19 protein-coding genes are annotated in these 21,134 nt (G+C 64.4%); 16 read left to right on the plus strand and 3 right to left on the minus strand.

The window, feature by feature from the left end:
* Positions 1 to 21: 21 nt before the first annotated feature.
* Positions 22 to 927, plus strand: a complete 906-nt coding sequence (locus P0D87_RS19800; protein WP_053859976.1) for a DMT family transporter — start codon at positions 22 to 24, stop codon at positions 925 to 927.
* Between the two features lie 12 nt (positions 928 to 939).
* Here P0D87_RS19800 and folE read toward each other — a convergent pair whose 3' ends face one another.
* The gene (folE, locus tag P0D87_RS19805) at positions 940 to 1,590 is read right to left on the minus strand and encodes a GTP cyclohydrolase I FolE (RefSeq protein ID WP_053859977.1); all 651 of its coding nucleotides are present in this window, start codon (positions 1,588 to 1,590) and stop codon (positions 940 to 942) included.
* A gap of 130 nt (positions 1,591 to 1,720) precedes the next feature.
* Complete coding sequence (locus tag P0D87_RS19810) at positions 1,721 to 2,650, minus strand: LysR family transcriptional regulator (protein ID WP_006049604.1); 930 nt, start codon at positions 2,648 to 2,650, stop codon at positions 1,721 to 1,723.
* A gap of 331 nt (positions 2,651 to 2,981) precedes the next feature.
* Here P0D87_RS19810 and P0D87_RS19815 point away from each other — a divergent pair, with 331 nt between their 5' ends.
* The 5 genes from P0D87_RS19815 to pcaC all read left to right on the plus strand — a co-directional run bounded on the left by P0D87_RS19815 (position 2,982) and on the right by pcaC (position 7,020).
* Entirely contained in the window at positions 2,982 to 3,689 is a 708-nt protein-coding gene (locus tag P0D87_RS19815; RefSeq protein WP_053859978.1) for a 3-oxoacid CoA-transferase subunit A, read from the plus strand.
* 13 nt (positions 3,690 to 3,702) lie between these two features.
* Positions 3,703 to 4,362 (plus strand): 3-oxoacid CoA-transferase subunit B, encoded by a 660-nt coding sequence (locus tag P0D87_RS19820; protein WP_006049602.1) that lies wholly within the window; start codon positions 3,703 to 3,705, stop codon positions 4,360 to 4,362.
* A 92-nt stretch (positions 4,363 to 4,454) separates the two neighbouring features.
* A complete protein-coding gene (locus P0D87_RS19825; protein ID WP_053859979.1) occupies positions 4,455 to 5,834 on the plus strand; it encodes a 3-carboxy-cis,cis-muconate cycloisomerase in 1,380 nt (459 codons plus the stop codon).
* A 5-nt stretch (positions 5,835 to 5,839) separates the two neighbouring features.
* A complete protein-coding gene (gene pcaD, locus P0D87_RS19830) occupies positions 5,840 to 6,631 on the plus strand; it encodes a 3-oxoadipate enol-lactonase (protein ID WP_053859980.1) in 792 nt (263 codons plus the stop codon).
* On the plus strand, positions 6,628 to 7,020 hold the full coding sequence (gene pcaC / locus P0D87_RS19835) for a 4-carboxymuconolactone decarboxylase (protein ID WP_006049599.1): 393 nt from the start codon (positions 6,628 to 6,630) through the stop codon (positions 7,018 to 7,020). Before pcaD ends, pcaC begins: the two co-directional genes overlap by 4 nt.
* Before the next feature lie 94 nt (positions 7,021 to 7,114).
* Here the strand turns inward: pcaC and P0D87_RS19840 are convergent, their stop codons facing one another.
* Complete coding sequence (locus P0D87_RS19840) at positions 7,115 to 7,825, minus strand: TetR family transcriptional regulator (RefSeq protein WP_029966801.1); 711 nt, start codon at positions 7,823 to 7,825, stop codon at positions 7,115 to 7,117.
* 425 nt (positions 7,826 to 8,250) lie between these two features.
* On the opposite strand from P0D87_RS19840, the gene P0D87_RS19845 reads away from it, so the two are divergent.
* From P0D87_RS19845 to P0D87_RS19890, 10 genes are all read left to right on the plus strand, one after another.
* Positions 8,251 to 9,843: a hypothetical protein gene (locus tag P0D87_RS19845; protein ID WP_053859981.1), complete on the plus strand. Its 1,593-nt coding sequence runs from the start codon at positions 8,251 to 8,253 to the stop codon at positions 9,841 to 9,843.
* 39 nt (positions 9,844 to 9,882) lie between these two features.
* Positions 9,883 to 10,827, plus strand: a complete 945-nt coding sequence (locus P0D87_RS19850) for a UPF0280 family protein (RefSeq protein WP_053859982.1) — start codon at positions 9,883 to 9,885, stop codon at positions 10,825 to 10,827.
* Positions 10,803 to 11,393, plus strand: a complete 591-nt coding sequence (locus tag P0D87_RS19855) for an amino acid synthesis family protein (protein ID WP_006049595.1) — start codon at positions 10,803 to 10,805, stop codon at positions 11,391 to 11,393. Before P0D87_RS19850 ends, P0D87_RS19855 begins: the two co-directional genes overlap by 25 nt.
* A gap of 57 nt (positions 11,394 to 11,450) precedes the next feature.
* Positions 11,451 to 12,035 carry an amino acid synthesis family protein gene (locus P0D87_RS19860; protein ID WP_053859983.1) on the plus strand — a complete coding sequence of 195 codons (585 nt, stop codon included), beginning with the start codon at positions 11,451 to 11,453 and terminating at the stop codon, positions 12,033 to 12,035.
* A gap of 163 nt (positions 12,036 to 12,198) precedes the next feature.
* Positions 12,199 to 14,151, plus strand: coding sequence for an ABC transporter permease (locus tag P0D87_RS19865; RefSeq protein ID WP_029966795.1), 1,953 nt, complete (start codon positions 12,199 to 12,201; stop codon positions 14,149 to 14,151).
* Positions 14,148 to 14,957, plus strand: coding sequence for an ABC transporter ATP-binding protein (locus P0D87_RS19870; protein ID WP_053859984.1), 810 nt, complete (start codon positions 14,148 to 14,150; stop codon positions 14,955 to 14,957). The genes P0D87_RS19865 and P0D87_RS19870 overlap by 4 nt, the downstream gene beginning before the upstream one ends.
* Positions 14,954 to 15,667, plus strand: a complete 714-nt coding sequence (locus P0D87_RS19875) for an ABC transporter ATP-binding protein (protein WP_029966792.1) — start codon at positions 14,954 to 14,956, stop codon at positions 15,665 to 15,667. Before P0D87_RS19870 ends, P0D87_RS19875 begins: the two co-directional genes overlap by 4 nt.
* Positions 15,668 to 15,696: 29 nt before the next feature.
* Positions 15,697 to 16,896: an amidohydrolase family protein gene (locus P0D87_RS19880; RefSeq protein WP_053859985.1), complete on the plus strand. Its 1,200-nt coding sequence runs from the start codon at positions 15,697 to 15,699 to the stop codon at positions 16,894 to 16,896.
* Positions 16,897 to 16,927: 31 nt separating this feature from the next.
* Positions 16,928 to 17,446, plus strand: coding sequence for a (2Fe-2S)-binding protein (locus P0D87_RS19885; RefSeq protein ID WP_053859986.1), 519 nt, complete (start codon positions 16,928 to 16,930; stop codon positions 17,444 to 17,446).
* Positions 17,443 to 21,090: a molybdopterin cofactor-binding domain-containing protein gene (locus tag P0D87_RS19890; protein WP_053859987.1), complete on the plus strand. Its 3,648-nt coding sequence runs from the start codon at positions 17,443 to 17,445 to the stop codon at positions 21,088 to 21,090. The genes P0D87_RS19885 and P0D87_RS19890 overlap by 4 nt, the downstream gene beginning before the upstream one ends.
* Positions 21,091 to 21,134: the final 44 nt, after the last annotated feature.

The raw sequence follows: 21,134 nt of genomic DNA on the forward strand, positions 1-21,134 counted from the left end.
CCTTTGTTCCGGAGAAGCACGATGAATTCACGGTATGTCGGCTACATCTGCTGTGCGCTCGCGATGATCGGCGTCGGCAGCACGGTGGTGGTCAGCAAGTCCATTGCGGCCGGCTTGCCGCCGTTCAGCGCGACCGCGCTGCGCTTTGCGATTGCGTTCCCGTTGTTCGTGCTCGTGATGCGTTGGCGCGGCGTGCGCTGGCCGCGCCTCGACCGTCGCGACACCGCGCTGGTGATCGCGCAGGCCGCGGCGGGCAGCGTCGGCTATACGGTGTTGCTGATCAGCGGCATGAAGCTCGCTTCTGCCGGCGATGCCGGCGTGATCGCCGGCACCTTGCCCGCGGTATCGGCGATGGTGGCCATGCTCGCGTTGGGCGAGCGCCCGTCGCCCGCGCTGCTCGGCGCGATCGTTCTGGCGACAGCGGGCGTGCTTGCGTGCACCGTGTATGCCGGCGACAACGCCGCGCCGCACGCGGGCGGCTCTATTGTTGGCAACCTGCTGGTGTTCGCGGCGATTGTCTGCGAGGCGCTGTTCATTCTGCTCAATCGCAAGCTGCGCACGCCGGTTGCACCGCTGCCGCTGTCGGCGTCGATGTGCGGCATCGGCTTCGCGGTTTCTATCGTGCCCGCCTGCTTCGAGCAAGCCTGGAACATGCCGATCGACGCGGCGGCTCTCGGCGGCGTGCTGTATTACGCGCTGGTGCCGACGGTGGCCGGTTTCGTCCTCTGGTATGAAGGCGCGGCGCGCGTCAGCGGCGCGGAAGCCGGCCTGATGACCGCGCTCGTGCCGGTCAGCGCGTTGGCGTTGGCCGCGCTGCTGCTGCGCGAGCCGGTCAGCGCGGCGCAGCTTACGGGCGTGGCCTGTGTGCTGGGCGCCGTGATGCTCGCGACGTTTGGACAATCGCTCGGCGCGCGGAAGGTGGCGTGATGGACTCCGCGCTTACGTGTTATGCACCGCCACCGCGCCAGGATTGCCGACGATCGACAGAAACTCGCGCCGCGTGGACGGGTCCGTGCGGAACGTGCCCAACATGCGCGACGTGACCATCGTCACGCCCGCCTTGTGCACGCCGCGCGTCGACATGCACTGATGCGAGGCTTCGAGGATCACGCCGACGCCCTCCGGTTGCAGCACGTCGTTCAGCGTATCGGCGATCTGCACCGTCATCTTTTCCTGAATCTGCAGACGCTTCGCGAATGCGTCGACGAGCCGTGCGAGCTTCGAGATGCCGACCACGCGATGTCCCGGCAAATAAGCAACATGCGCGCGCCCGATAATCGGCACCATGTGATGTTCGCAATAGCTTTCGAAGCGGATGTCCTTCAGCACGATCATCTCGTCGTAGCCGTCCACTTCGGAAAACGTGCGGGCGAGAATCTCGCGCGGGTCGATCTGATAGCCCGCATAGAACTCCTCATACGAGCGCACGACGCGCGCCGGTGTGTCGATGAGCCCTTCGCGCTCCGGGTTGTCGCCGGCCCAACGCAGCAGCACGCGAACCGCTGCTTCCGCTTCCTCGCGGCTCGGGCGGCCATTCGCGGCCTCGGTTGTCGTCGTGGCTGTGGTTTGTTCTGTCTTGCTGCTGGTCATCCGTCGCTCCTCCGCGATCGCGCGTCGACCTCGAGTGGAGTGGAGCGCGCGGGTTCATGAGTACAGCCATTGTTCCATGTTTACGGCATAACGTGCCGATGCCCCTTCAGGCGTCGCGGAGCTGACGGTTTCATTTCGGCCACTCGTCGAGCGCGTCGTTGAAGAGTTCCGCGACCACGCCGCGCAGCCAGGTGCCGCGCGGATCGTTATGAAACTTGCGATGCCAGTGCTGCCGCAAATCGAAGCGCGGCAGCGGCAGCGGCGGTTCGACAAGTGTGATCGACGCATGCTCGGACACATACGCGAAGCCGATCGCGTGCGGCACCGTGGCGATCAGATCCGTGCGCGCGAGGATGAACGGCAGGCTCATGAAATGCGGCGTTTCCAGCACCGCGCGCCGCTTGATGCGCTTTTTCACGAGGTACTGTTCGAGGACTTCCTGGCTGCGTCCTTCGGCGCGCACCACCGCATGTCCCGACGCGACATATTGCGCGAGCGTCAGCGGCGCTTTTGATAGCGGATGACCGGTGCGCATCAGGCAAATGAACCGGTGCGTGAAGAGCCGCTGCTGAAAGAAGTTATTGCCCGACAGATCGGGGAAGTAACCGACCGCGAGATCGACGTCGCCCGATTCGAGCCCGCGTTCCACATGCGAGGGCGGCAGCGACACCGAACGCAGATTCGCGTGCGGCGCGCGCTCGGCGAAAAGCTGCAATAGCCGCGGCAAAAACACGATTTCGCCGACGTCGGAAAGCGCGATCGAAAAGGTATGCGTGCTCGTGTCGGGATCGAACTCCTGCGCGTCGAGCATGCCTTTTTCGATTCGCAGAAGCGCGTCGCGCGCCGCGGGCAGAATCGCCAGCGCGCGCGGCGTGGGCTCCATGCCTTTGGACGTGCGCACGAACAGCGGGTCGTCGAAATATTCGCGCAGCCGGCCGAGCGCCGTGCTCACGCGCGGCTGGCTCACGCCGAGCTGCTCGGCCGCGCGGCTCACGTTGCGCGTGTCCTCCATCGCAACGAGGTAGGGGATCAGGTTCAGGTCAAGGTTCGTGTCCGACATGCTTTTCGACGAGGGTCGCGTGGTCCTGTTCGTATTCGATGTGTCGATAAAGGGTAGCGGAAGAATCGCCGAACGCGATAGTGGGGTTTTCTTTGCTGCCGGTCAGAATCGGCGGCTCGCGACGGCCAGGTGGCGCGCACTTCGCCTTGCGGGAACCTATGATTAAGGGAAAGTCCGCGCCTTGACAATGCGGCGCAAGCGCAACCATAATCTTCGAATCGTTCGCTAATCGAATCAGTGTTCGCTATAAGAACATTGCAAAGTTCGCGAAACAGCGCCGACAACGCGATGGCGAGCCCGACGCGCGTAGCGCCTCTCAAGGAAATTCGACATGATCAACAAGATTTTCGAGTCACTTCAATCGGCCGTCGCCGATGTCCACGACGGCGCGACCGTCATGATCGGCGGCTTCGGCACGGCCGGCATGCCGTCGGAACTGATCGACGCGCTGATCGAGCAGGGCGCGCGCGAACTCACCATCGTCAATAACAACGCGGGCAACGGCGACATCGGCCTCGCGGCGCTGCTGAAGGCGAAGCGCGTGCGCAAGATCATCTGCTCGTTTCCGCGTCAGACCGATTCGTATGTGTTCGACGCGCTCTATCGCGCCGGCGAAATCGAACTCGAACTCGTGCCGCAAGGCAATCTGGCCGAGCGCATCCGCGCGGCGGGCGCGGGCATCGGCGGATTTTTCACGCCGACCGGCTACGGCACGAAGCTCGCCGAAAGCAAGGAAACGCGTCTGATCGACGGTCGGCATTACGTGCTCGAGTCGCCGCTTCACGCGGACTTTGCGCTGATCAAAGCGTATAAGGGCGACCGCTGGGGCAACCTCGTTTATCGCAAGACGGCTCGCAACTTCGGGCCGATCATGGCAAGCGCCGCAAAGACCGCCATCGTGCAAGTGTCGGAAGTGGTGCCGCTCGGCGCGCTGGACCCGGAAAACATCGTGACGCCGGGCATTTTCGTGCAGCGCGTGATCGAAGTGCCGCAAGCGGCACATGCCCCGCAACCCAATCCGCGCGACGCCGCAGCCTGAACCGGAGACCGACATGAAGAAACTGACCCGCGATGAAATGGCCAAGCGCGTCGCACTGGATATTCCCGAAGGCGCGTATGTGAACCTCGGTATCGGCGTGCCGACGCTGGTGGCGAACCACCTCGCCGCCGACAAGGAAATCTTCCTGCACAGCGAAAACGGCCTGCTCGGCATGGGCCCGGCGCCCGCGAAGGGCGAGGAAGACGACGAACTGATCAACGCCGGCAAGCAGCACGTCACGCTGCTGACGGGCGGCGCGTTTTTCCATCACGCCGATTCGTTTGCGATGATGCGCGGCGGCCACCTCGACTTCTGCGTGCTCGGCGCATTCCAGGTCTCGGCGAAGGGCGACCTGGCGAACTGGCACACCGGAGCGCCCGACGCGATTCCGGCGGTCGGCGGCGCGATGGACCTCGCGATCGGCGCGAAGCAGGTCTACGTGATGATGGAGCATCTGACCAAGCAGGGCGAAAGCAAGATCGCCGCGGAATGCACGTATCCGGTGACGGGCGTCGGTTGCGTCGACCGCATCTACACTGATCTCGCGATGATCGACGTGACCGACCAGGGCCTCGTCGTGCGCGAGATTTTCTCGGACATCGACTTCGACGCCTTGCTGAAACTCACGGGCGTGCCGCTGATCGACGGCACGCAGGCGGCGCGGGCCGCTTAAGCGCGGCTGACAACTGCGGGCACTGTGACGCGCAACGCGTCATACTGCCCGCAGTGCTACATTCACCAGATCATCCGATCATCGACGTCATCATGCTCGACTCCAGCGGCCGGCTCACCGGCCTTCTTTGCGGCACGCAGCCGATGAACGACATCTGGGCGCCGCGCGCCACACTGCAACGGATGCTCGACGTCGAAGCGGCGCTCGCGCGCGCTTCGGCCGCGCACGGCGTGATTCCCGCAGCGGCCGTCGCGGCAATTGAAGCCGCGTGCCATGCGGATCAACTCGACGCCGACGCGCTCGCACGCGACGCCGCGCTCGGCGGCAATCTCGCGATTCCTCTCGTCAAGCAACTCACCGCGCGCGTGAAAGCCGCCGACGCGCAAGCATCGAAATACGTGCATTGGGGCGCGACGAGCCAGGACATCATCGACACGGCGACGGTCCTGCAACTGCGCGACACCTTCGATTTGCTCGACAGCGGCTTGCAATCCACCTGCGACGCCATCGCGAAGCTCGCGGCCACGCATCGCGCGACGCCGATGATCGGCCGCACGTGGTTGCAGCAGGCGTTGCCTATCACGCTCGGTCTCAAGTTCGCGCAATGGCTCGACGCATTGCTGCGTCATCGCGAACGGCTCGACGCATTGCGCGCGCGCGTGCTCGTGCTGCAATTCGGCGGCGCGGCCGGCACGCTCGCGAGTCTGCGCGATGCGGCGCCGCAGGTCACGCAAGCGCTCGCGCAGGAACTCAGTCTTGCGGTGCCCACTTTGCCGTGGCATACGCAGCGCGATCGCATCGCTGAAACGGCATCGTTCTTCGGCATGCTGATCGGCACGCTCGGCAAGATCGCGCGCGACATCTCGCTGCAAATGCAAACGGAAATCGACGAACTATCGGAACCGGCCGCGGCCGGCAAAGGCGGATCGTCGACGATGCCGCACAAGCGCAATCCGGTCGGCTGCGCGGCGGTGCTCACGGCGGCCACGCGCGCGCCGGGGCTCGTCGCCACAGTGTTCGCGGGCATGGTGCAGGAACACGAGCGCGCGCTCGGCGGCTGGCAAGCCGAGTGGGACGCGTTGCCCGATCTCGCGCGGCTCGCGGGCGGCGCGCTTGCGAACATCGGGCAGATCGCGAGCGGACTCAACGTGAACATGCCGCGCCTGGCCGCGAACCTCGACGTCACGCATGGCCTGATTCTCGGCGAAGCGGTGATGCTCGCGCTCGGCGACAGCATCGGCCGGCTCGACGCGCATCATCTGGTCGAGAGCGCGTCGAAGGCGGCGATCCGCGAAGGGCAGACGCTTTTGGACGTGCTCTCCGCGGACTCCGCCGTGACCCTGCATCTTTCTGTCGAGCGGCTTAAGCAACTGCTCGATCCCGCTCAATACGTCGGCCAGGCGCACGCTTACGTCGATGCGGCGCTGGCGCTTCATATCGCGCGTTCGCAGCGCGCCACTTCGAAGGAGTAACCGGCATGCCATACGCCGCAGTCAACGGCACCGAGCTTCACTATCGGATCGACGGCGATCGTCACGGCAGCGCGCCGTGGGTGATTCTGTCGAATTCGCTCGGCAGCGATCTGTCCATGTGGACGCCGCAAGTCGCGGCCTTGTCGAAGCACTTTCGCGTGCTGCGCTACGACACGCGCGGTCACGGGCATTCGGAAGCGCCGAAAGGACCGTACACGATCGAACAATTGGCAGGCGACGTGCTCGGCCTGATGGATACGCTGAAGATCGCACGCGCGCATTTTTGCGGCGTGTCGATGGGCGGACTCACGGGCGTCGCGTTGGCCGCGCGTCATGCGAGCCGCTTTGAGCGCGTCGTGCTCGCGAACACGGCGGCGCGCATCGGCTCGCCGGAAGTGTGGGTGCCGCGCGCCGCGCGCGCTCGCAGCGAAGGCATGCAGGCACTCGCTGACGCGGTGTTGCCGCGCTGGTTCACAGCGGATTACTTCGAGCGCGAGCCCGTCGTGCTTGCGATGATTCGCGACGTGTTCGTGCATACCGACAAGGAAGGCTACGCGTCGAACTGCGATGCGATCGACGCGACCGATCTGCGCCCCGAAACGCCTGGCATCAAGCTGCCGGTGCTCGTGATCAGCGGCACGCACGACGTGGCCGCGACGCCCGCGCAAGGCCGCGAACTGGCGCAGGCGATTCCGGCCGCGCGTTACGTCGAACTGGACGCCTCGCATATTTCGAACATCGAGAAGGCCGATGCGTTCACGAAGGCTGTGATCGATTTTTTGACGGAGCCCAAATGAACGACGAAGACCGCTACGAAGCCGGACTCGGCGTGCGCCGCGCGGTATTGGGCGACGCGCATGTGGACCGCTCGCTTGCCAACCGCACCGAGTTGACGGAAGAGTTTCAGAACTTCATCACGCGTTATGCGTGGGGCGAAGTGTGGACGCGCGAAGGTTTGCCGCGGCACACGCGCAGCCTGCTCACGATTGCGATGATGGTCGCGCTCAATCGCAGCGAAGAACTCGCGCTGCATTTGCGGGCCGCGAAAAACAACGGCGTGACGCGCGAGCAGATCAAGGAAGTGCTGCTGCAAACCGCGATTTACTGCGGCGTGCCGGCGGCGAACTCGGCGTTTCATCTCGCCGATAAGCTGTTCCGCGAAGACGATGCGGCGGCGAAGACTTGAGGGTTTTGCTGTGGCGATGGTTTGATGAAGAAACGCGCGCCTGTGCTACGGCGCGCGTTTTTTACTGGGCGGTTCTCTCTCTCGAGTGCTTTACTTATGCCTCCGTGTCCGCACTCAAGCTAGCATTCGACGCGACATCAACCGGCAATTGCAGACGCACCGCGCGCAACACCGTATCTTTGATCACTTCGCGCCAATGCGCGAGCGCCGCCTTGTCCATCAGCGCTTCGCCGAGAAACGCGCCTAACGTGTACTGATTGGCGTTATAAAAATAACCGAGCGACGCGATCATCAGATACACGTCGCGTGCTTTGACGTCGGCGCGAAAAACGTGCTGCGCCTTGCCTGCGTCCAGCAACTTCTGCACGACTGAAATCGCGTAGCCCGAAATCTCCTTCAGCTTGGACGACTTCTTCGCATGCTTGCCTTGATGCAGATTCTCGCTCGATAGCAGCGTGACGAACTCAGGGTGATCGAGATAGTACTGCCAGACGAATTCGACCATTTGTTCGAGGCCGTGAACCGGGTCTTCAAGGTCGAGATCGAGTTTGCTTTCCGCTTCGTTGAACTGCGTGTAGATGGTCTCAAGCACTTCGACGAACAACTGCTCCTTGCTGCCGAAGTAGTAGTAGATCATGCGGTCGTGCGAGCGCGCGGCCTTCGAAATGCTTTCCACCCGGCCGCTCGCATAGCCCTGCTTCGCGAAGACCTTGATTGCCGCTTTCAGAATCTTGGCGCGCGTGTCCTGTGCCTGTTTCGCACGGATGCCCGTGGCGCCCGGCTTGCGGCCGGCAGTGGAATTCATGGCGATCTGGTATCTCTTCGTTGGCGTGTTGAAGGGATTGAACTCTCTTGCGCGCGCTTCGTTGGAATGCAGGCATCCTCATCATACCGTGCGCATTGCAGACTGCCGAGTCTCTTTCTAGCGATGCACGGTGAACTGCTTCGGCGTAAATTGAATCTCTGGCGACGAGGCCGCGTTCAATGTTGGAGTCAGCGTTTGAATGCGGCGGCGCACCATCCGCTTGCGGGCCGGAAACTCATTGCGCAGTCTATTTTGATCGGGTAGATTTCAGACAGCTTTGGTGTAGCGAACACTACACGAACGGCAAGTGACCGCAACATGGAATGATGCGTTGAAACATGCGAGTCACGCGAAAGTGCCCTTAAACAAGGGCTATTCGTCAGCCGGGCAGGACCGATTGTGATGTCGTCGTATGGAACCCCACTATGACAGAACATACGAAGGTCGATTTCGGTGCGGAACGCGTCGACGGCGATATCGCGTCGACGCCGGGTCCCACCGTGCTCGAGAAGGCGGCGCCGCGCAGCGAGCGTATGGCGTCGAACAAGATCGAATGCAATGCCTGTCCGGTGCTGTGTCAGATCTCCGAAGGGCGCACCGGCGCATGCGATCGCTATGCGAATGCGGACGGGCGGCTGATTCGCGTCGACCCTGTCGTATTCCTGTCGCGCTCGCAAGCCGATAGCGCAGATGCCCTGGTCGAATTCGGTGCGTCGTCCGAAGAAGCGCGAGACGATACCGCCAATACCGCGCTCTTCGTCACGGGCGTGGGCGCATCGTCCACCTATCCCGACTACAAGCCCGCGCCTTTCATCGTTGCCTCGAAGCTCGACGACGTCGACATGGTCACGGTCGTCACCGAAGGCATCTTCAGCTATTGCAGCTTCAAGGTCAAAATCGACACCGACCGCTTTCTCGGACCCGAGCAGGCGAACGTGCGTTGCCAGGGCGAGATCGTCGGCCATGTGACGACGGCGGAATACGGTTCGCAAATGTTGAGCGTCGGCGGCGTGCATCATCTGACCGGCGGCAGCAAGAAAGAAGGCCGCGTGACCTGCGACATGATGCTTGCACTCGGCAACAAGCAGGCGGTTGAACTCAGCATAGACGGCGGCGCGAGCCTCGTGGTGCGCGCGGGCGCGGCGCCAGTGGTCGACGGCGTCGAGGAACGGCGCATGCGCGTCGGCTGCGGTTCCGCGACCATCGGCATTTTCGCGAAGCAATGGTTCGGTCATGTCGACGAAGTCGTTGTAGTCGACGATCACATCACCGGCGTGTTGACCGAGCATCAGGCGGGGCGCTGCCTCGGCATGACGCGCTCGGGCATCAAGATTCGCGGACGCAAATCGACGCCAGGACGCTATTTTCAGGTGGCCAATCCAGGCATCGGTTGGGGCGGCACGGACATTCAAGACCCGCTCGCGATTATCGAAGGCTTCGATCCCGCTGTCGCTCAACCCGGCATGCGTCTCCTGATGGTGTCGACTACCGGCGAGCACGCGCAGTGGTATGAACTCGATCATGAGCTCGTGCCGCGCGTCGCGGCGATGCCCGATGCGGTGCGCCGCACGGTGGAACGCATCGGCGAAAACTGCGAGCCGTCGCTTGCCACGGTGCTGTTTCTCGGCGGCGCGGGCGGCAGTCTGCGCGCGGGTGCGACCGAGAACCCCGTGCTGCTCACGCGTGCGATCAAGCAGAAGCTCGTGAACGTGACGTGCGGCGGCGCGCCGGCTTATGTGTGGCCAGGCGGCGGCATCACTGTGATGGTCGACGTGTCGCGCATGCCCGACCGTTCGTTCGGCACCGTGCCCACGCCGGCGATCGTCGCGCCGATCGAATTCACCATGACGTATGACGCTTATCGCGATCTCGGCGGCCATCTGGATGCGGTGCGTTCGTTGGAGAGCGTGCTCGCGAATGGTCCCGAACATACGGAAGGCGCGCCGCTCGCGCGTCGAACGTTGGCGCGCAATCCGGACAATCCGTGGCCGCCCGCCATGCCGCCGATGCTGGGCTAACCGACTAACGCGGCTAACAATTCGGCCCACAACCACGCGATGAATCCAACCCGCACCCGTATCGACGCGACGCGCTGGCATTGGCAGCATGGCCCGATCGATCTTATCCTCAGCGCCGACGGCGAACCTGCCGCGCTGCAAGCCGCATATGAAGCGTGCTGGACGCGTTTCGTCGATGTATTGCCTGAGCTGGTCAGCGAACTGAAGATGCTTCGGCAACCCGTGCGCGCCGATGCACCGCTCAACGAATGCCCGCTGCAAGGCCGCGTGGCGCGCAGCATGTGGGCCGTGTGCCATCCGCATCGCGCGCGCTTTATCACGCCGATGGCAGCCGTTGCAGGCAGCGTCGCGGACGAACTGATCGGTGCATTCAAACGCGAAGGCGTGTCGCGCGCGTTCATCAACAACGGCGGCGACATCGCGTTTCATTTGACCGAAGGTCAGCAATATCGCGTGGGCGTGTTCGCGGATCTCTCGCAGTGGCTCACGAAGACGCAGCGTTCAAACGGCGATACGCTCGACGCCAACCTCACAATCGACGCAAGCATGCCGATTCGCGGCATCGCGACGAGCGGCTGGCGCGGGCGGAGCTTCAGCCTCGGCATTGCCGACAGCGTGACCGTCCTCGCAGGCGACGCGGCGAGCGCGGACGCGGCCGCGACGATGATCGCCAACGCGGTGAACCTCGATCATGCGGGCATCGTGCGAAAGCCGGCTTCGTCGCTGAAGGACGATACCGATCTGGGCGATCGGCTCGTCACTGTGGATGTCCCTGCGCTGCCGCAGCCGCTCATCGACTTCGCGCTTGCTCGCGGCGTGGAAGCCGCGCGGCGCTTGGTCCAGCGCGGCCTGATAGAAGGCGCCGCGTTGTTCCTGCAAGGACGCGTGCGCACGGCCGGCATGCACGGCACACACGCGTTGCTGACGATGCATCGCGCTCACTCAACAACGGAGGCTCCGTGTTCGAAATACGCCGCGTGCTGACGCACGTCGAAGACATCTTTCACGAATTCGGCCCCGCGCCGGCAGAGCCATTAAGACGCGGCGCAATCGCCGCCGTGATGACGAACCCGTTCGCCGGCCGCTATGAGCCGAACATCGAACACGCGATGGAAGCGCTCAAGCCGATCGGCTTCGACATGGCGCAGCGTCTGCTCGCGGCGATGGCGGTGCCGCATGCGTCGATAGAAAGTTATGGCAAGGGCGCGATTGTCGGCTCGCGCGGCGAACTCGAACACGGCGCGTTGTGGCATGTGCCGGGCGGCTATGCAATGCGCGAGCTGCTAGAAAAGAACGGCGTGCCGACCAACGCAATCGTGCCGTCGACGAAAAAAGTCGGCGCGCCATCCACCGCGCTCGACGTGCCGCTCACGCATGTCAACGCGAGCTATGTGCGCAGTCACTTCGACGCAATCGAAGTGCGCGTGCCGGGCGCGCCCGCCGCCGACGAAGTGGTGTTCATCCTCGTGATGAGCACGGGACAGCGCGTGCATGCGCGCGTCGGCGGGCTCGCCAAGGAGGCGATTGTGGGCAAGGACGGCTTGCGCTGAACCACGCTGCATGTTCACTGAAGGTCGCAACACATACATCGAATCTCGGAGAGCGAAATGGCAATCAGGCTTCGCAAGCTGGTCGTGCAAGTGGACGAAACCCGCATTGAAATGCGCCAGAGCATTGATCCGCCCACGCGCCGCGCGGTGGCGATCGCGGTGATCGACAATCCGTATGCGGGCCGCTATGAGGCAAAGCTCGACGCGCTGATCGACGCCGGCGAGGAACTCGGCGCGCTGCTCGGCAAGCGCTGCGTCGAGGCGCTCGGTATCGAACCCGGCGAAGCGCAGAGCTACGGCAAGGCCGCGATTGTCGGCGAGGCGGGCGAACTCGAACACGCGGCTGCGATCTTGCATCCGAAGCTCGGCGCGCCGCTGCGCGCAGCCGTCGAAAAGGGCGCGGCGCTCGTGCCGTCGGCGAAAAAAATGGGCACGCTCGGCACGGCAATCGACGTGCCGCTCGGCCACAAGGACGCCGCCTTCGTGCGCAGTCATTTCGACGCGATCGAGGCGCGCGTGTCGGACGCGCCGCGTGCCAATGAAATCGTCGTCGCGGTGGCGGTGACGGCGTCGGGCCGGCCGCTGCCGCGCATCGGCGGCTTGCAGGCGAACGAGATCAAGGGCGAGGATGGTTTGCGCTGATGTGTGCATGCATTTGTTTCGCGCGTCCCCACAAGGGATTTCTTTCAGGTAGTGTGCTGCCGTTGATGCGTGCGAGCACGGTGCCGCACGCGCCGCAACGTCTGCTGGCCGAGTGGCATGCGCATGTCGCGTGCGGGCGGTCGGCAAGCTGCCGAGGGTCTCGATGCTTTCGAATTTGCTGGTACAACTGGTCAACGGACTCGCCGATGCGTCGACGCTCTTTCTCGTCGCTGCCGGTTTGTCGTTGATCTTCGGCGTGACGCGCATCGTCAATTTCGCGCACGGCTCGTTCTATATGTTCGGCATCTACATCGCGTACAGCATCGCGAGCCGCTTCGGACATACGGCGGGCGGCTTCTGGCTGTCGGTGCTGGCCGCGGCGCTCGTCGTCGCGGTGCTTGGTGCGCTGGTCGAGGTCATCGTGTTGCGGCGTATTTATCAGGCACCCGAACTATTTCATCTGCTTGCCACGTTCGCGCTCGTATTGATCTTTCGCGATGCCGCGTTGTGGCTATGGGGCCCGGAAGATCTGTTCGGGCCGCGCGCGCCGCATCTTGCCGGCGCGGTGAATTTCCTCGGCCATCCGCTGCCGACCTACGACATCGCGTTGATCGTGATCGGCCCGGTCGTGTTGCTGCTGCTCTGGTATGCGCTGACGCGCACGCGTTGGGGCACGCTGGTGCGCGCGGCGACGCAGGACCGCGAGATGCTCGGCGCGCTCGGCATCAATCAGGCGTGGCTGTTTACCGGCGTGTTTTTCGTCGGCGCGTTTCTCGCGGGTCTGGGCGGCGCGCTGCAAGGGCCGCGCATGTCGGCGAATCTCTCTCTCGATCTCGAGACGATCGGCAATGCGTTCGTGGTCGTCGTGGTCGGCGGCATGGGTTCGATTCCGGGCGCATTCGTGGCCGCGCTGATCATCGCGGAAATCAAGGCGCTGTGCATCGGCATTGGACATGTGACGATTTTCGGCGTCGGCCTGTCGTTGAGCCGCTTTACGCTGGTCGCGGAATTCGTCGTGATGGCGGTCGTGCTGGTCGTGCGGCCCTGGGGTTTGCTCGGCCGCGCGAGTGCCGCGGTGCGCGGCATGGCGGCGCCCGAAGCGCCGTTGCGTCCCGCAGGCAAGCGCGTCAAATGGCTGGCTGCGATCGTACTACTGGTTCTGCTTCTCGCGCCGCTCTTGGCCAACGCATTCCCGTATATGCCGGTGCTGCTGGTGGAAATTCTGATCGCTGTTCTGTTTGCAACGAGCCTGCATTTCATCATGGGACCGGGCGGCATGCATTCGTTCGGCCACGCCGCGTATTTCGGGCTCGGCGCGTATGGCGCGGCGCTCTTTCTCAAAGTACTCAATCTGCCGATGGAAGCCGCGTTGCTGCTCGCGCCGCTACTCGCAGTCGGCGGCGCGCTCGTGTTCGGCTGGTTCTGCGTGCGTTTGTCCGGCGTCTATCTCGCGATGCTGACGCTCGCGTTCGCGCAGATCGTCTGGTCGGTCGTTTTCCAATGGGACGATGTGACGGGCGGCAGCAACGGCATTCTCGGCTTGTGGCCGGCCGACTGGCTTTCGTCGCCGGTGGCGTTTTACTACGTGACGCTCGTGTGCGCGGTGATCGGCGTGTGGCTGTTGCGGCGCATGCTGTTTTCGCCGCTCGGCTATGCGATGCGCGCGTCGCGCGATTCGGTGTTGCGCGCGGAGGCGATCGGCATCGACGTGAAGCGCGTGCAGTGGGCGGCGTTCGTGATCGCGTCGCTGTTCTGCGGACTCGCGGGGTCGTTGTATGCGTTCTCGAAAGGCACGATCTCGCCGGAGGTGATCAGCGTGAGCCGTTCCGTCGACGGTCTCGTGATGGTGCTGCTCGGCGGCTTGCAGACGCTCACCGGCCCCATCGTGGGCGCGGCCGTGTTCACGTGGCTGCAGGACACCGTCGCGCGGCAGACCGACTATTGGCAGGCGCTGCTGGGCTTCGCGATTTTGCTGCTCGTGATCGCGTTTCCGCAAGGCATCGTTGGCTTTATTCGCGATCGTTTCGGTGACGACATCAACGACAATGCGAACGACGCGGCTGACAAAACCACCGCACCCACTTCGCAGCGCGCGGCGATCAAGGAGGGGCTATGAGTTTGCTGCAAGTGTCCGGCCTCTCGAAGTCGTTCGGTGGACTGAAGGCCGTCGACAACGTGTCGTTCACGCTCGAAGCCGGCCAGCTTCTCGCGCTGCTCGGCCCGAACGGCGCGGGTAAATCGACGTGCTTCAACATGGTCAACGGACAGTTGCCGCCTTCGTCGGGCTCGATCCGTTTCGGCGGACACGAACTCGTCGGCATGCGTCCGCGCGACATCTGGCGGCTCGGCGTGGGCCGCACATTCCAGATCGCCGCGACCTTCAATTCGATGACCGTACTCGAAAACGTGCAGATGGCCCTCGTTTCGCGCGAACGCAAAACCTTCGGCCTGTGGAAACCCGCGGGCTCGCACTACGCCGATGAAGCGTTCGCACTGCTCGAGCAAGTCGGCATGGCCGCCGACGCGAAGCGCGCCTGCGGCGTGCTCGCGTATGGCGACGTCAAGCGCGTCGAACTCGCGATTGCGCTCGCGAACCGCCCGAAGCTGCTGCTGATGGACGAACCCACTGCGGGCATGGCGCCGAAGGAGCGTAACGAATTGATGGCGCTGACGCGGCGGCTCGTTACCGAGCAGAAGATCGGCGTGCTGTTCACCGAGCACAGCATGGACGTCGTGTTTGCCTACGCCGACCGCATGATCGTACTCGCGCGCGGCAAGCTGATTGCCGAAGGCGACGGCGAAACGATCCGCAACGATCCGCGCGTGCAGGAAGTGTATTTCGGCACCGGCAAGACGTTTCAGCCACACGCGGCGCTGCATGACACGGCAGGCGGCCACACCGGCGAAGGAGTCCTGCAATGAGCGAGCCGATGCTGAAAGTCGCGGGCCTCAACGCGTTTTATGGCCGCGCACATATTCTGTTCGACGTCGGCCTCGAAGTGGGACGCGGTGAAGTGGTTGCGTTGATGGGCCGCAACGGCGCGGGTAAATCGACCACGATGAAAGCGGTCATGGGTTTGCTGCCGCGCCGCCAGGGCGAGGTGACGTTTCGCGGACAGAACATCGCCGCGCTGCCGCCGTACAAGATCGCGCGCATGGGCATGGGCTTCGTTCCCGAAGACCGGCGCGTGTTCGCCGATCTGACGGTGATGGAGAACCTCGACGCGGGCCGTCAGCCACCGCGCGAAGGCGCGCCGCAATGGACGCCGGAAAAGCTGTTCCGCCTGTTTCCGAATCTCGGCGAAATGCCCAAGCGTCCCGGCGGCCAGATGAGCGGCGGCGAGCAGCAGATGCTGACGGTATCGCGCACGCTGATGGGCAACCCGTACCTCGTATTGCTCGATGAACCGTCGGAAGGCGTCGCGCCCGTGATCGTCGAACAGATGGCCAACATGATCCTCGAACTGAAGCGCGAGGGGCTGTCCATTCTGTTGTCCGAGCAGAACCTGCACTTCGCCGAGATGGTCAGCGACCGCGCTTATGTCCTTGAAAAAGGGCAAATCCGCTTTAGCGGCAGCATCGGCGAACTGGCGAAGAACGAAACCGTGAGGCGCGCTTATCTGAGCGTGTAATCGAACCGTCGTTGCAAAAGGAGAGGCAGATGGCAGCAGAGACGTTGACAGGATTGTCCGGCAAGGTCGCGGTGACGAACATCGGCCTGCTGTTATCCGGCGACATCGATCAGCCGATTCTCGACGCCAATACGCTCGTGATCGACGACGGCGTGATCGTCGCGATCGGCAAGGAAGCGGACTGCGACCTCGAAGGCGCGCGTACTACCGTCGATTGCAAGGGAACGACGGTAGCACCTGGCCTGATCGACTCGCATGTGCATCCGGTATTCGGCGACTGGACGCCGCGTCAGAATCAGCTCGGCTGGATCGAATCGAATCTGAACGGCGGCGTGACGACGATGATCTCCGCCGGCGAAGTGCATTTACCTGGCCGTCCGAAAGATGTGCTCGGCGTGAAGGCGCTTGCGATCACCGCGCAGCGTTCGTTCGAAGGCATGCGTGCGGCGGGCGTCGGTGGTGGCGTCAAGGTGATGGCGGGCGCGCCGGTGATCGAAAAAGGCATGGTCGAAGAGGACTTCAAGGAGCTCTCCGAAGCCGGCGTGAAGCTGCTGGGCGAAGTCGGTCTCGGCAGCGTGAAGGCCGGCGAGGAAGCCGCGCAAATGGTCGCGTGGGCGCGCAAGTACGGCATTCAGAGCACGATTCATACGGGTGGTCCGTCGATTCCGGGCTCGGGGCTGATCGACCGCGACGTGGTGCTTGCAGCCGACGCGGACGTGATCGGCCACGTCAACGGCGGGCATACGTCGCTGTCTTACCGCCATGTTTGCGACTTGTGCGAGCAGTCGAGCCGCGCGCTCGAAATCGTTCATAACGGCAACGAACGCATTGCATTGCTGACGGCGCGCCATGCGATCGAACTGAAATGCCCGCACCGGATCATTCTCGGCACCGACAGCCCGGCCGGCTCGGGCGTGCAGCCGCTCGGCATCTTGCGCATGATCGCGCTGACTTCGAGCCTCGCCGACGTGCCTGCGGAAATCGCGTTCTGCTTCGCGACGGGCAACACGGCGCGGCAACGCAACTTGCGTCAGGGGCTCATCGAAGTGGGCCGTCCCGCCGACCTTGTCTTCATGGACCGCGCGCAGCATACGGCCGCGGACACGCTGCTCGAAAGCGTGCAACTCGGCGATATTCCAGGCGTGGGCATGGTGATGATCGACGGCTTGATCCGTTGCCGGCGCAGCCGCAATACGCCGCCCGCGACCGAAGTGCCGGTGGTGCTATGAATGCGCGTCTTAGAGCGCGGTCGGCGCGCTCATGAACGGGGCGGCGCCGCTCGCGCTGAAGGTCAACGGCGCGACGCATGTCGTCTGCGCCAGCGCGGACACGCCTTTGCTTTACCTGCTGCGCAACGACCTCGCGCTCAATGGTCCGAAATTCGGCTGCGGCCTGGGCGAGTGCGGCGCGTGCACGGTGCTGCTCGACGGCATGCCGACGCGCGCCTGCGTGACCACGGCGAAGGTGGCGCTGGGGCACGAGATCACCACGCTCGAAGGGCTCGGCACGCGTGCCGCGCTGCATCCGGTGCAGCAGGCGTTTATCGACGAACAGGCGGCGCAATGCGGCTATTGTCTGAGCGGCATGATCATGACGACAAAGGCGCTGCTCGAGCGCGATCCGCATCCGAGCGTCGAGACGATTTGCCGCGAGTTGTCGCGCAACCTGTGCCGTTGCGGCACGCATGTCGAAATCGTGCGCGCCGTGCAGCGCGCCGCTGAGTTGCTCGCCACGCAGAAGCATGTTCAAGAGACCGCTGATAAAGAGGCGAGCGCATGACGGGACCGGACTTCAGCGTCGATCGACGCGCGGCGCCGCCGTCGCGCAAACAGCTTTACGACGCGCAGAGCGTGCTCATCGTCATGCGGCCGCCGCAAGCACCGGTTCAACCGGCGGCCGGTCAGCCGGGCTCGCGGTCGTCGTTCATGCCCACTGACGCCGACATGTTCCTCGCCGTGCGCGACGACGGCAGCGTGATCGCGTTCAACGGCCACGTCGATCTCGGCACAGGCATCGGCACCGCGCTTGCGCAGATCGTCGCGGAAGAACTCGATGTGCCGTTGACGCGCGTGTCGATCGTGCTCGGTCATACGAACGAGACGCCGAATCAGGGGCCGACGATTGCCAGCGCCACGCTTCAGATAACGGCCGTGCCGTTGCGGCACGCCGCGGCGCAGGCGCGGCAATGGCTGCTTGAGCAGGCGGCGATGCGGCTTGGCGTTGACGTGGAAAAGCTCGATGTGCGCGATGGCATCGTGTTCAAACGCGACGATGCAAATGCAAGTGGGAGTGCAAAGCGCATCGCCTACGGCGAGCTCATCGCGGGGCAACGCATCGAACTCCAGTTGACTACCGACGCGCCGCTCAAAGACCCGGCCGCATACAACATCGTCGGCAAGCATGCGCCGCGCGTCGATATTCCAGCGAAGGCAACGGGCGAATTGAGTTTCGTCCACGATGTGCGCGTGCCCGGCATGCTGCATGGGCGCGTCGTGCGTCCGCCATATGCGGGCATCGCGCAGGGCAACTTCATTGGTAACAGTTTGCTGCGTGTCGATGAAGAGTCGATCCGCGACATGGCCGGCATCGTCAAGGTCGTGGTGATACGCGACTTCGTCGGCATCGTGGCGGAGCGCGAGGAAATCGCGCAGCAGGCCGCGAAGCGGCTCGACGTGCAATGGAAAACCACCGAAGCCTTGCCGCCGCTGGATACCAGCGAGGAAGTCGAAGCCGCATTGCGCGCGAATCCTGCGAAGCGGCGCGAGCTTTTAATCGACGGCGATGTCGACGCCGCGCTTTCACGCGATCCGGCTCGCACGCTGAATCGCACGTACGTATGGCCGTTTCAGATGCATGCGTCGATCGGACCGTCGTGCGCGGTGGCCGACTATCGCGACGGTGCGCTGAAGGTATGGTCCGGCACGCAGAATCCGCATTCGCTGCGCGCGGACCTCGCGTTGCTGATGGGCATGAACGAAGCGCACATCGAGATCGTGCGCATGGATGCGGCTGGCTGCTACGGCCGCAATTGCGCAGACGATGTCGCCGCCGACGCCGCGTTGCTCTCGCGTGCGGCCGGCGCGCCGGTGCGCGTGCAACTGTCGCGCGAGGACGAGCATGCGTGGGAGCCGAAGGGCGCCGCGCAATTGATGGACGTGCGCGGCGCGTTGAGCGCCGAGGGCGAACTCGCGGCTTACGACTTCGCGACGCGTTATCCATCGAACGATGCGCCGACGTTGGCGTTGTTGCTGACGGGCACGCTGTCCGGCGAGCCGCAGGTGTTCGAGATGGGCGACCGCACGGCCGTGCCGCCGTACGACTACGAGGCGATGCGCGTCGTCTGCGACGACACGCCGCCTATTGTTCGCGCGTCGTGGCTGCGCGGCGTGTCGGCGTTGCCGAACACTTTCGCGCACGAGTCGTTCATCGACGAACTCGCAGTGGAAGCGGGCGCCGATCCGGTCGAGTTTCGGCTGAAGCATTTGCGCGACCCGCGCGCGGCCGATCTCGTGCGAGCGGTGGCCGAGCGCGCGGGCTGGCAGCCGCGCGTGCGCGAAGCCACTGACGCTGAGGCTCACGAACGAGGCGAACAAAGCGACCAAGGCGACATCGCACGAGGCCGCGGTATCGCCTACGCCCGCTACGTGCACAGCAAATTCCCCGGCTTCGGCGCCGCGTGGTGCGCGTGGGTCGCCGACGTCGAAGTCAATCGCCGAAGCGGCGAACTCGCGGTGACGCGCGTCGTGGTCGGCCAGGACAACGGCACCACGATCAACCCGGACGGCGTGCGTCACCAGATTCACGGCAACGTGATCCAGGCGACGAGCCGCGCGCTGAAAGAACGCGTGACGTTCGGCGGCAACGCGGTGACGAGCCAGGAGTGGGGCGCGTATCCGATTCTCACGTTTCGCGAAGTGCCGGTGATCGACGTCGTGATGATGCCGCGTCACGGCGAGCCGCCGATGGGCGCGGGCGAATCCGCGTCGCTGCCCGGCGCGGCGGCGATTGCCAACGCGTTGTACGACGCGACCGGCGTGCGTTTTCGCAGGCCGCCGTTCACGCCCGAAAGGATTCGCGCGGCGCTCGCCGATGCACAAGCCGAGAAGGCCGCCGCGCGCAGGAAAAAGCGCTGGCGGCTCGGTTTTCTAGGGGCGTTCGCGGCCGGCGCGGCGGGCTGGCTCGGCGCGTTGTCGCTGGCGCCGTCCGCTCTCGCGCCGATCACGCCGCCGCTCGCGAGCGCCTTCGCGCCGGAGCTAATCGCGCGCGGCAAGGTGCTCGCGTCGCTTGGCAATTGCGCGGTCTGCCACACCGCGAAGAACGGCGTGCCGAACGCGGGCGGCAAGCCGCTCGAGACGCCTTTCGGCACCGTCTACAGCACGAACATCACGCCGGATGTGCAGACGGGCATCGGCGCATGGTCGCTCGAAGCGTTTGTCCGCGCGATGCGTGAAGGCGTCAGCCGCGACGGGCATCGGCTCTATCCGGCGTTCCCGTACACGTCCTTCAAAAATACTTCCGACGACGACCTCAACGCGCTCTACGCGTATCTGATGTCGCAAACGCCTGTGCGTTTTCGTCCGCCGGAAACGAAGCTGCCGTTTCCGTTTAGCGCGCGTCCGTTGATGGCGGCATGGAACGGCCTCTTCCTCGGACGCAACACGTTCACCGCCAGCGCGACGCAAAGCGCGCAATGGAATCGCGGCGCGTATCTCGTCAACGGGCTCGGGCATTGCAGCGCGTGTCACACGCCGCGCAATGCGTTCGGCGCCGAGAAAAGCGGAGCGGCCTTCATGGGCGGTGGGAGCGCCGAAGGCTGGGAAGCGCCCGCGTTATCGTCGCTATCGAACGCGCCGGTGCCGTGGACCGAGGACGAGCTGTTCCGCTATTTGCGCTTCGGCCATGCGCCGCTGCACGGCGTCGCGGCGGGACCGATGGCGCCCGTCGTCGCCGATCTCGCGGCGCTGCCCGACAGCGATATTCGCGCGATGGCGACGTATCTCGCGTCGCTCGCGCCAGTGGAACCGAACGTCGATGTCGCGGCGATGGCGCGGCAATACGAAGCGGCGAGCACGATCAACGGCGCGCCGTCCAGCGTCGGCGCGCGGCTGTTCGACGGCGCTTGCGCGGCCTGTCATCACACCGGCAGCGGGCCGCAACTGTTTGGCGCGCATCCGTCGCTTGCGCTCAACACGAACCTGCATGGCGCGACGCCCGATAATCTGATCCGCGTGATTCTCGACGGCATCGGCTCGCCTGCGCGGCCCGAACTCGGTACGATGCCGGCTTATCGCGACAGTTTCAACGACGCCCAGGTCGCCGAGCTCGTGTCGTATCTGCGCCAGCAATTCGCGGGCGGTAAGCCTGCCTGGCAGAATGTGGCGGCGAGCGTCGCGAGGATTCGCGCGACGGCGAGCGCGGAGTGAGCGCACGAACGGACGCAAGAACGAACGCAAGAACGAACGCACGA

The sequence above is a fragment of the Paraburkholderia sp. RL17-368-BIF-A genome, from assembly GCF_046054045.1.
Taxonomy (GTDB): Bacteria; Pseudomonadota; Gammaproteobacteria; order Burkholderiales; family Burkholderiaceae; genus Paraburkholderia; species Paraburkholderia graminis.

Bases quoted from the DNA above. Each gene is read 5' to 3' on its own strand.
- P0D87_RS19800 (WP_053859976.1), top strand. From the start codon at position 22: ATGAATTCACGGTATGTCGGCTACATCTGCTGTGCGCTCGCGATGATC.
- folE (WP_053859977.1), bottom strand. From the start codon at position 1,590: ATGACCAGCAGCAAGACAGAACAAACCACAGCCACGACGACAACCGAG.
- P0D87_RS19810 (WP_006049604.1), bottom strand. From the start codon at position 2,650: ATGTCGGACACGAACCTTGACCTGAACCTGATCCCCTACCTCGTTGCG.
- P0D87_RS19815 (WP_053859978.1), top strand. From the start codon at position 2,982: ATGATCAACAAGATTTTCGAGTCACTTCAATCGGCCGTCGCCGATGTC.
- P0D87_RS19820 (WP_006049602.1), top strand. From the start codon at position 3,703: ATGAAGAAACTGACCCGCGATGAAATGGCCAAGCGCGTCGCACTGGAT.
- P0D87_RS19825 (WP_053859979.1), top strand. From the start codon at position 4,455: ATGCTCGACTCCAGCGGCCGGCTCACCGGCCTTCTTTGCGGCACGCAG.
- pcaD (WP_053859980.1), top strand. From the start codon at position 5,840: ATGCCATACGCCGCAGTCAACGGCACCGAGCTTCACTATCGGATCGAC.
- pcaC (WP_006049599.1), top strand. From the start codon at position 6,628: ATGAACGACGAAGACCGCTACGAAGCCGGACTCGGCGTGCGCCGCGCG.
- P0D87_RS19840 (WP_029966801.1), bottom strand. From the start codon at position 7,825: ATGAATTCCACTGCCGGCCGCAAGCCGGGCGCCACGGGCATCCGTGCG.
- P0D87_RS19845 (WP_053859981.1), top strand. From the start codon at position 8,251: ATGACAGAACATACGAAGGTCGATTTCGGTGCGGAACGCGTCGACGGC.
- P0D87_RS19850 (WP_053859982.1), top strand. From the start codon at position 9,883: ATGAATCCAACCCGCACCCGTATCGACGCGACGCGCTGGCATTGGCAG.
- P0D87_RS19860 (WP_053859983.1), top strand. From the start codon at position 11,451: ATGGCAATCAGGCTTCGCAAGCTGGTCGTGCAAGTGGACGAAACCCGC.
- P0D87_RS19865 (WP_029966795.1), top strand. From the start codon at position 12,199: ATGCTTTCGAATTTGCTGGTACAACTGGTCAACGGACTCGCCGATGCG.
- P0D87_RS19870 (WP_053859984.1), top strand. From the start codon at position 14,148: ATGAGTTTGCTGCAAGTGTCCGGCCTCTCGAAGTCGTTCGGTGGACTG.
- P0D87_RS19875 (WP_029966792.1), top strand. From the start codon at position 14,954: ATGAGCGAGCCGATGCTGAAAGTCGCGGGCCTCAACGCGTTTTATGGC.
- P0D87_RS19880 (WP_053859985.1), top strand. From the start codon at position 15,697: ATGGCAGCAGAGACGTTGACAGGATTGTCCGGCAAGGTCGCGGTGACG.
- P0D87_RS19885 (WP_053859986.1), top strand. From the start codon at position 16,928: ATGAACGGGGCGGCGCCGCTCGCGCTGAAGGTCAACGGCGCGACGCAT.
- P0D87_RS19890 (WP_053859987.1), top strand. From the start codon at position 17,443: ATGACGGGACCGGACTTCAGCGTCGATCGACGCGCGGCGCCGCCGTCG.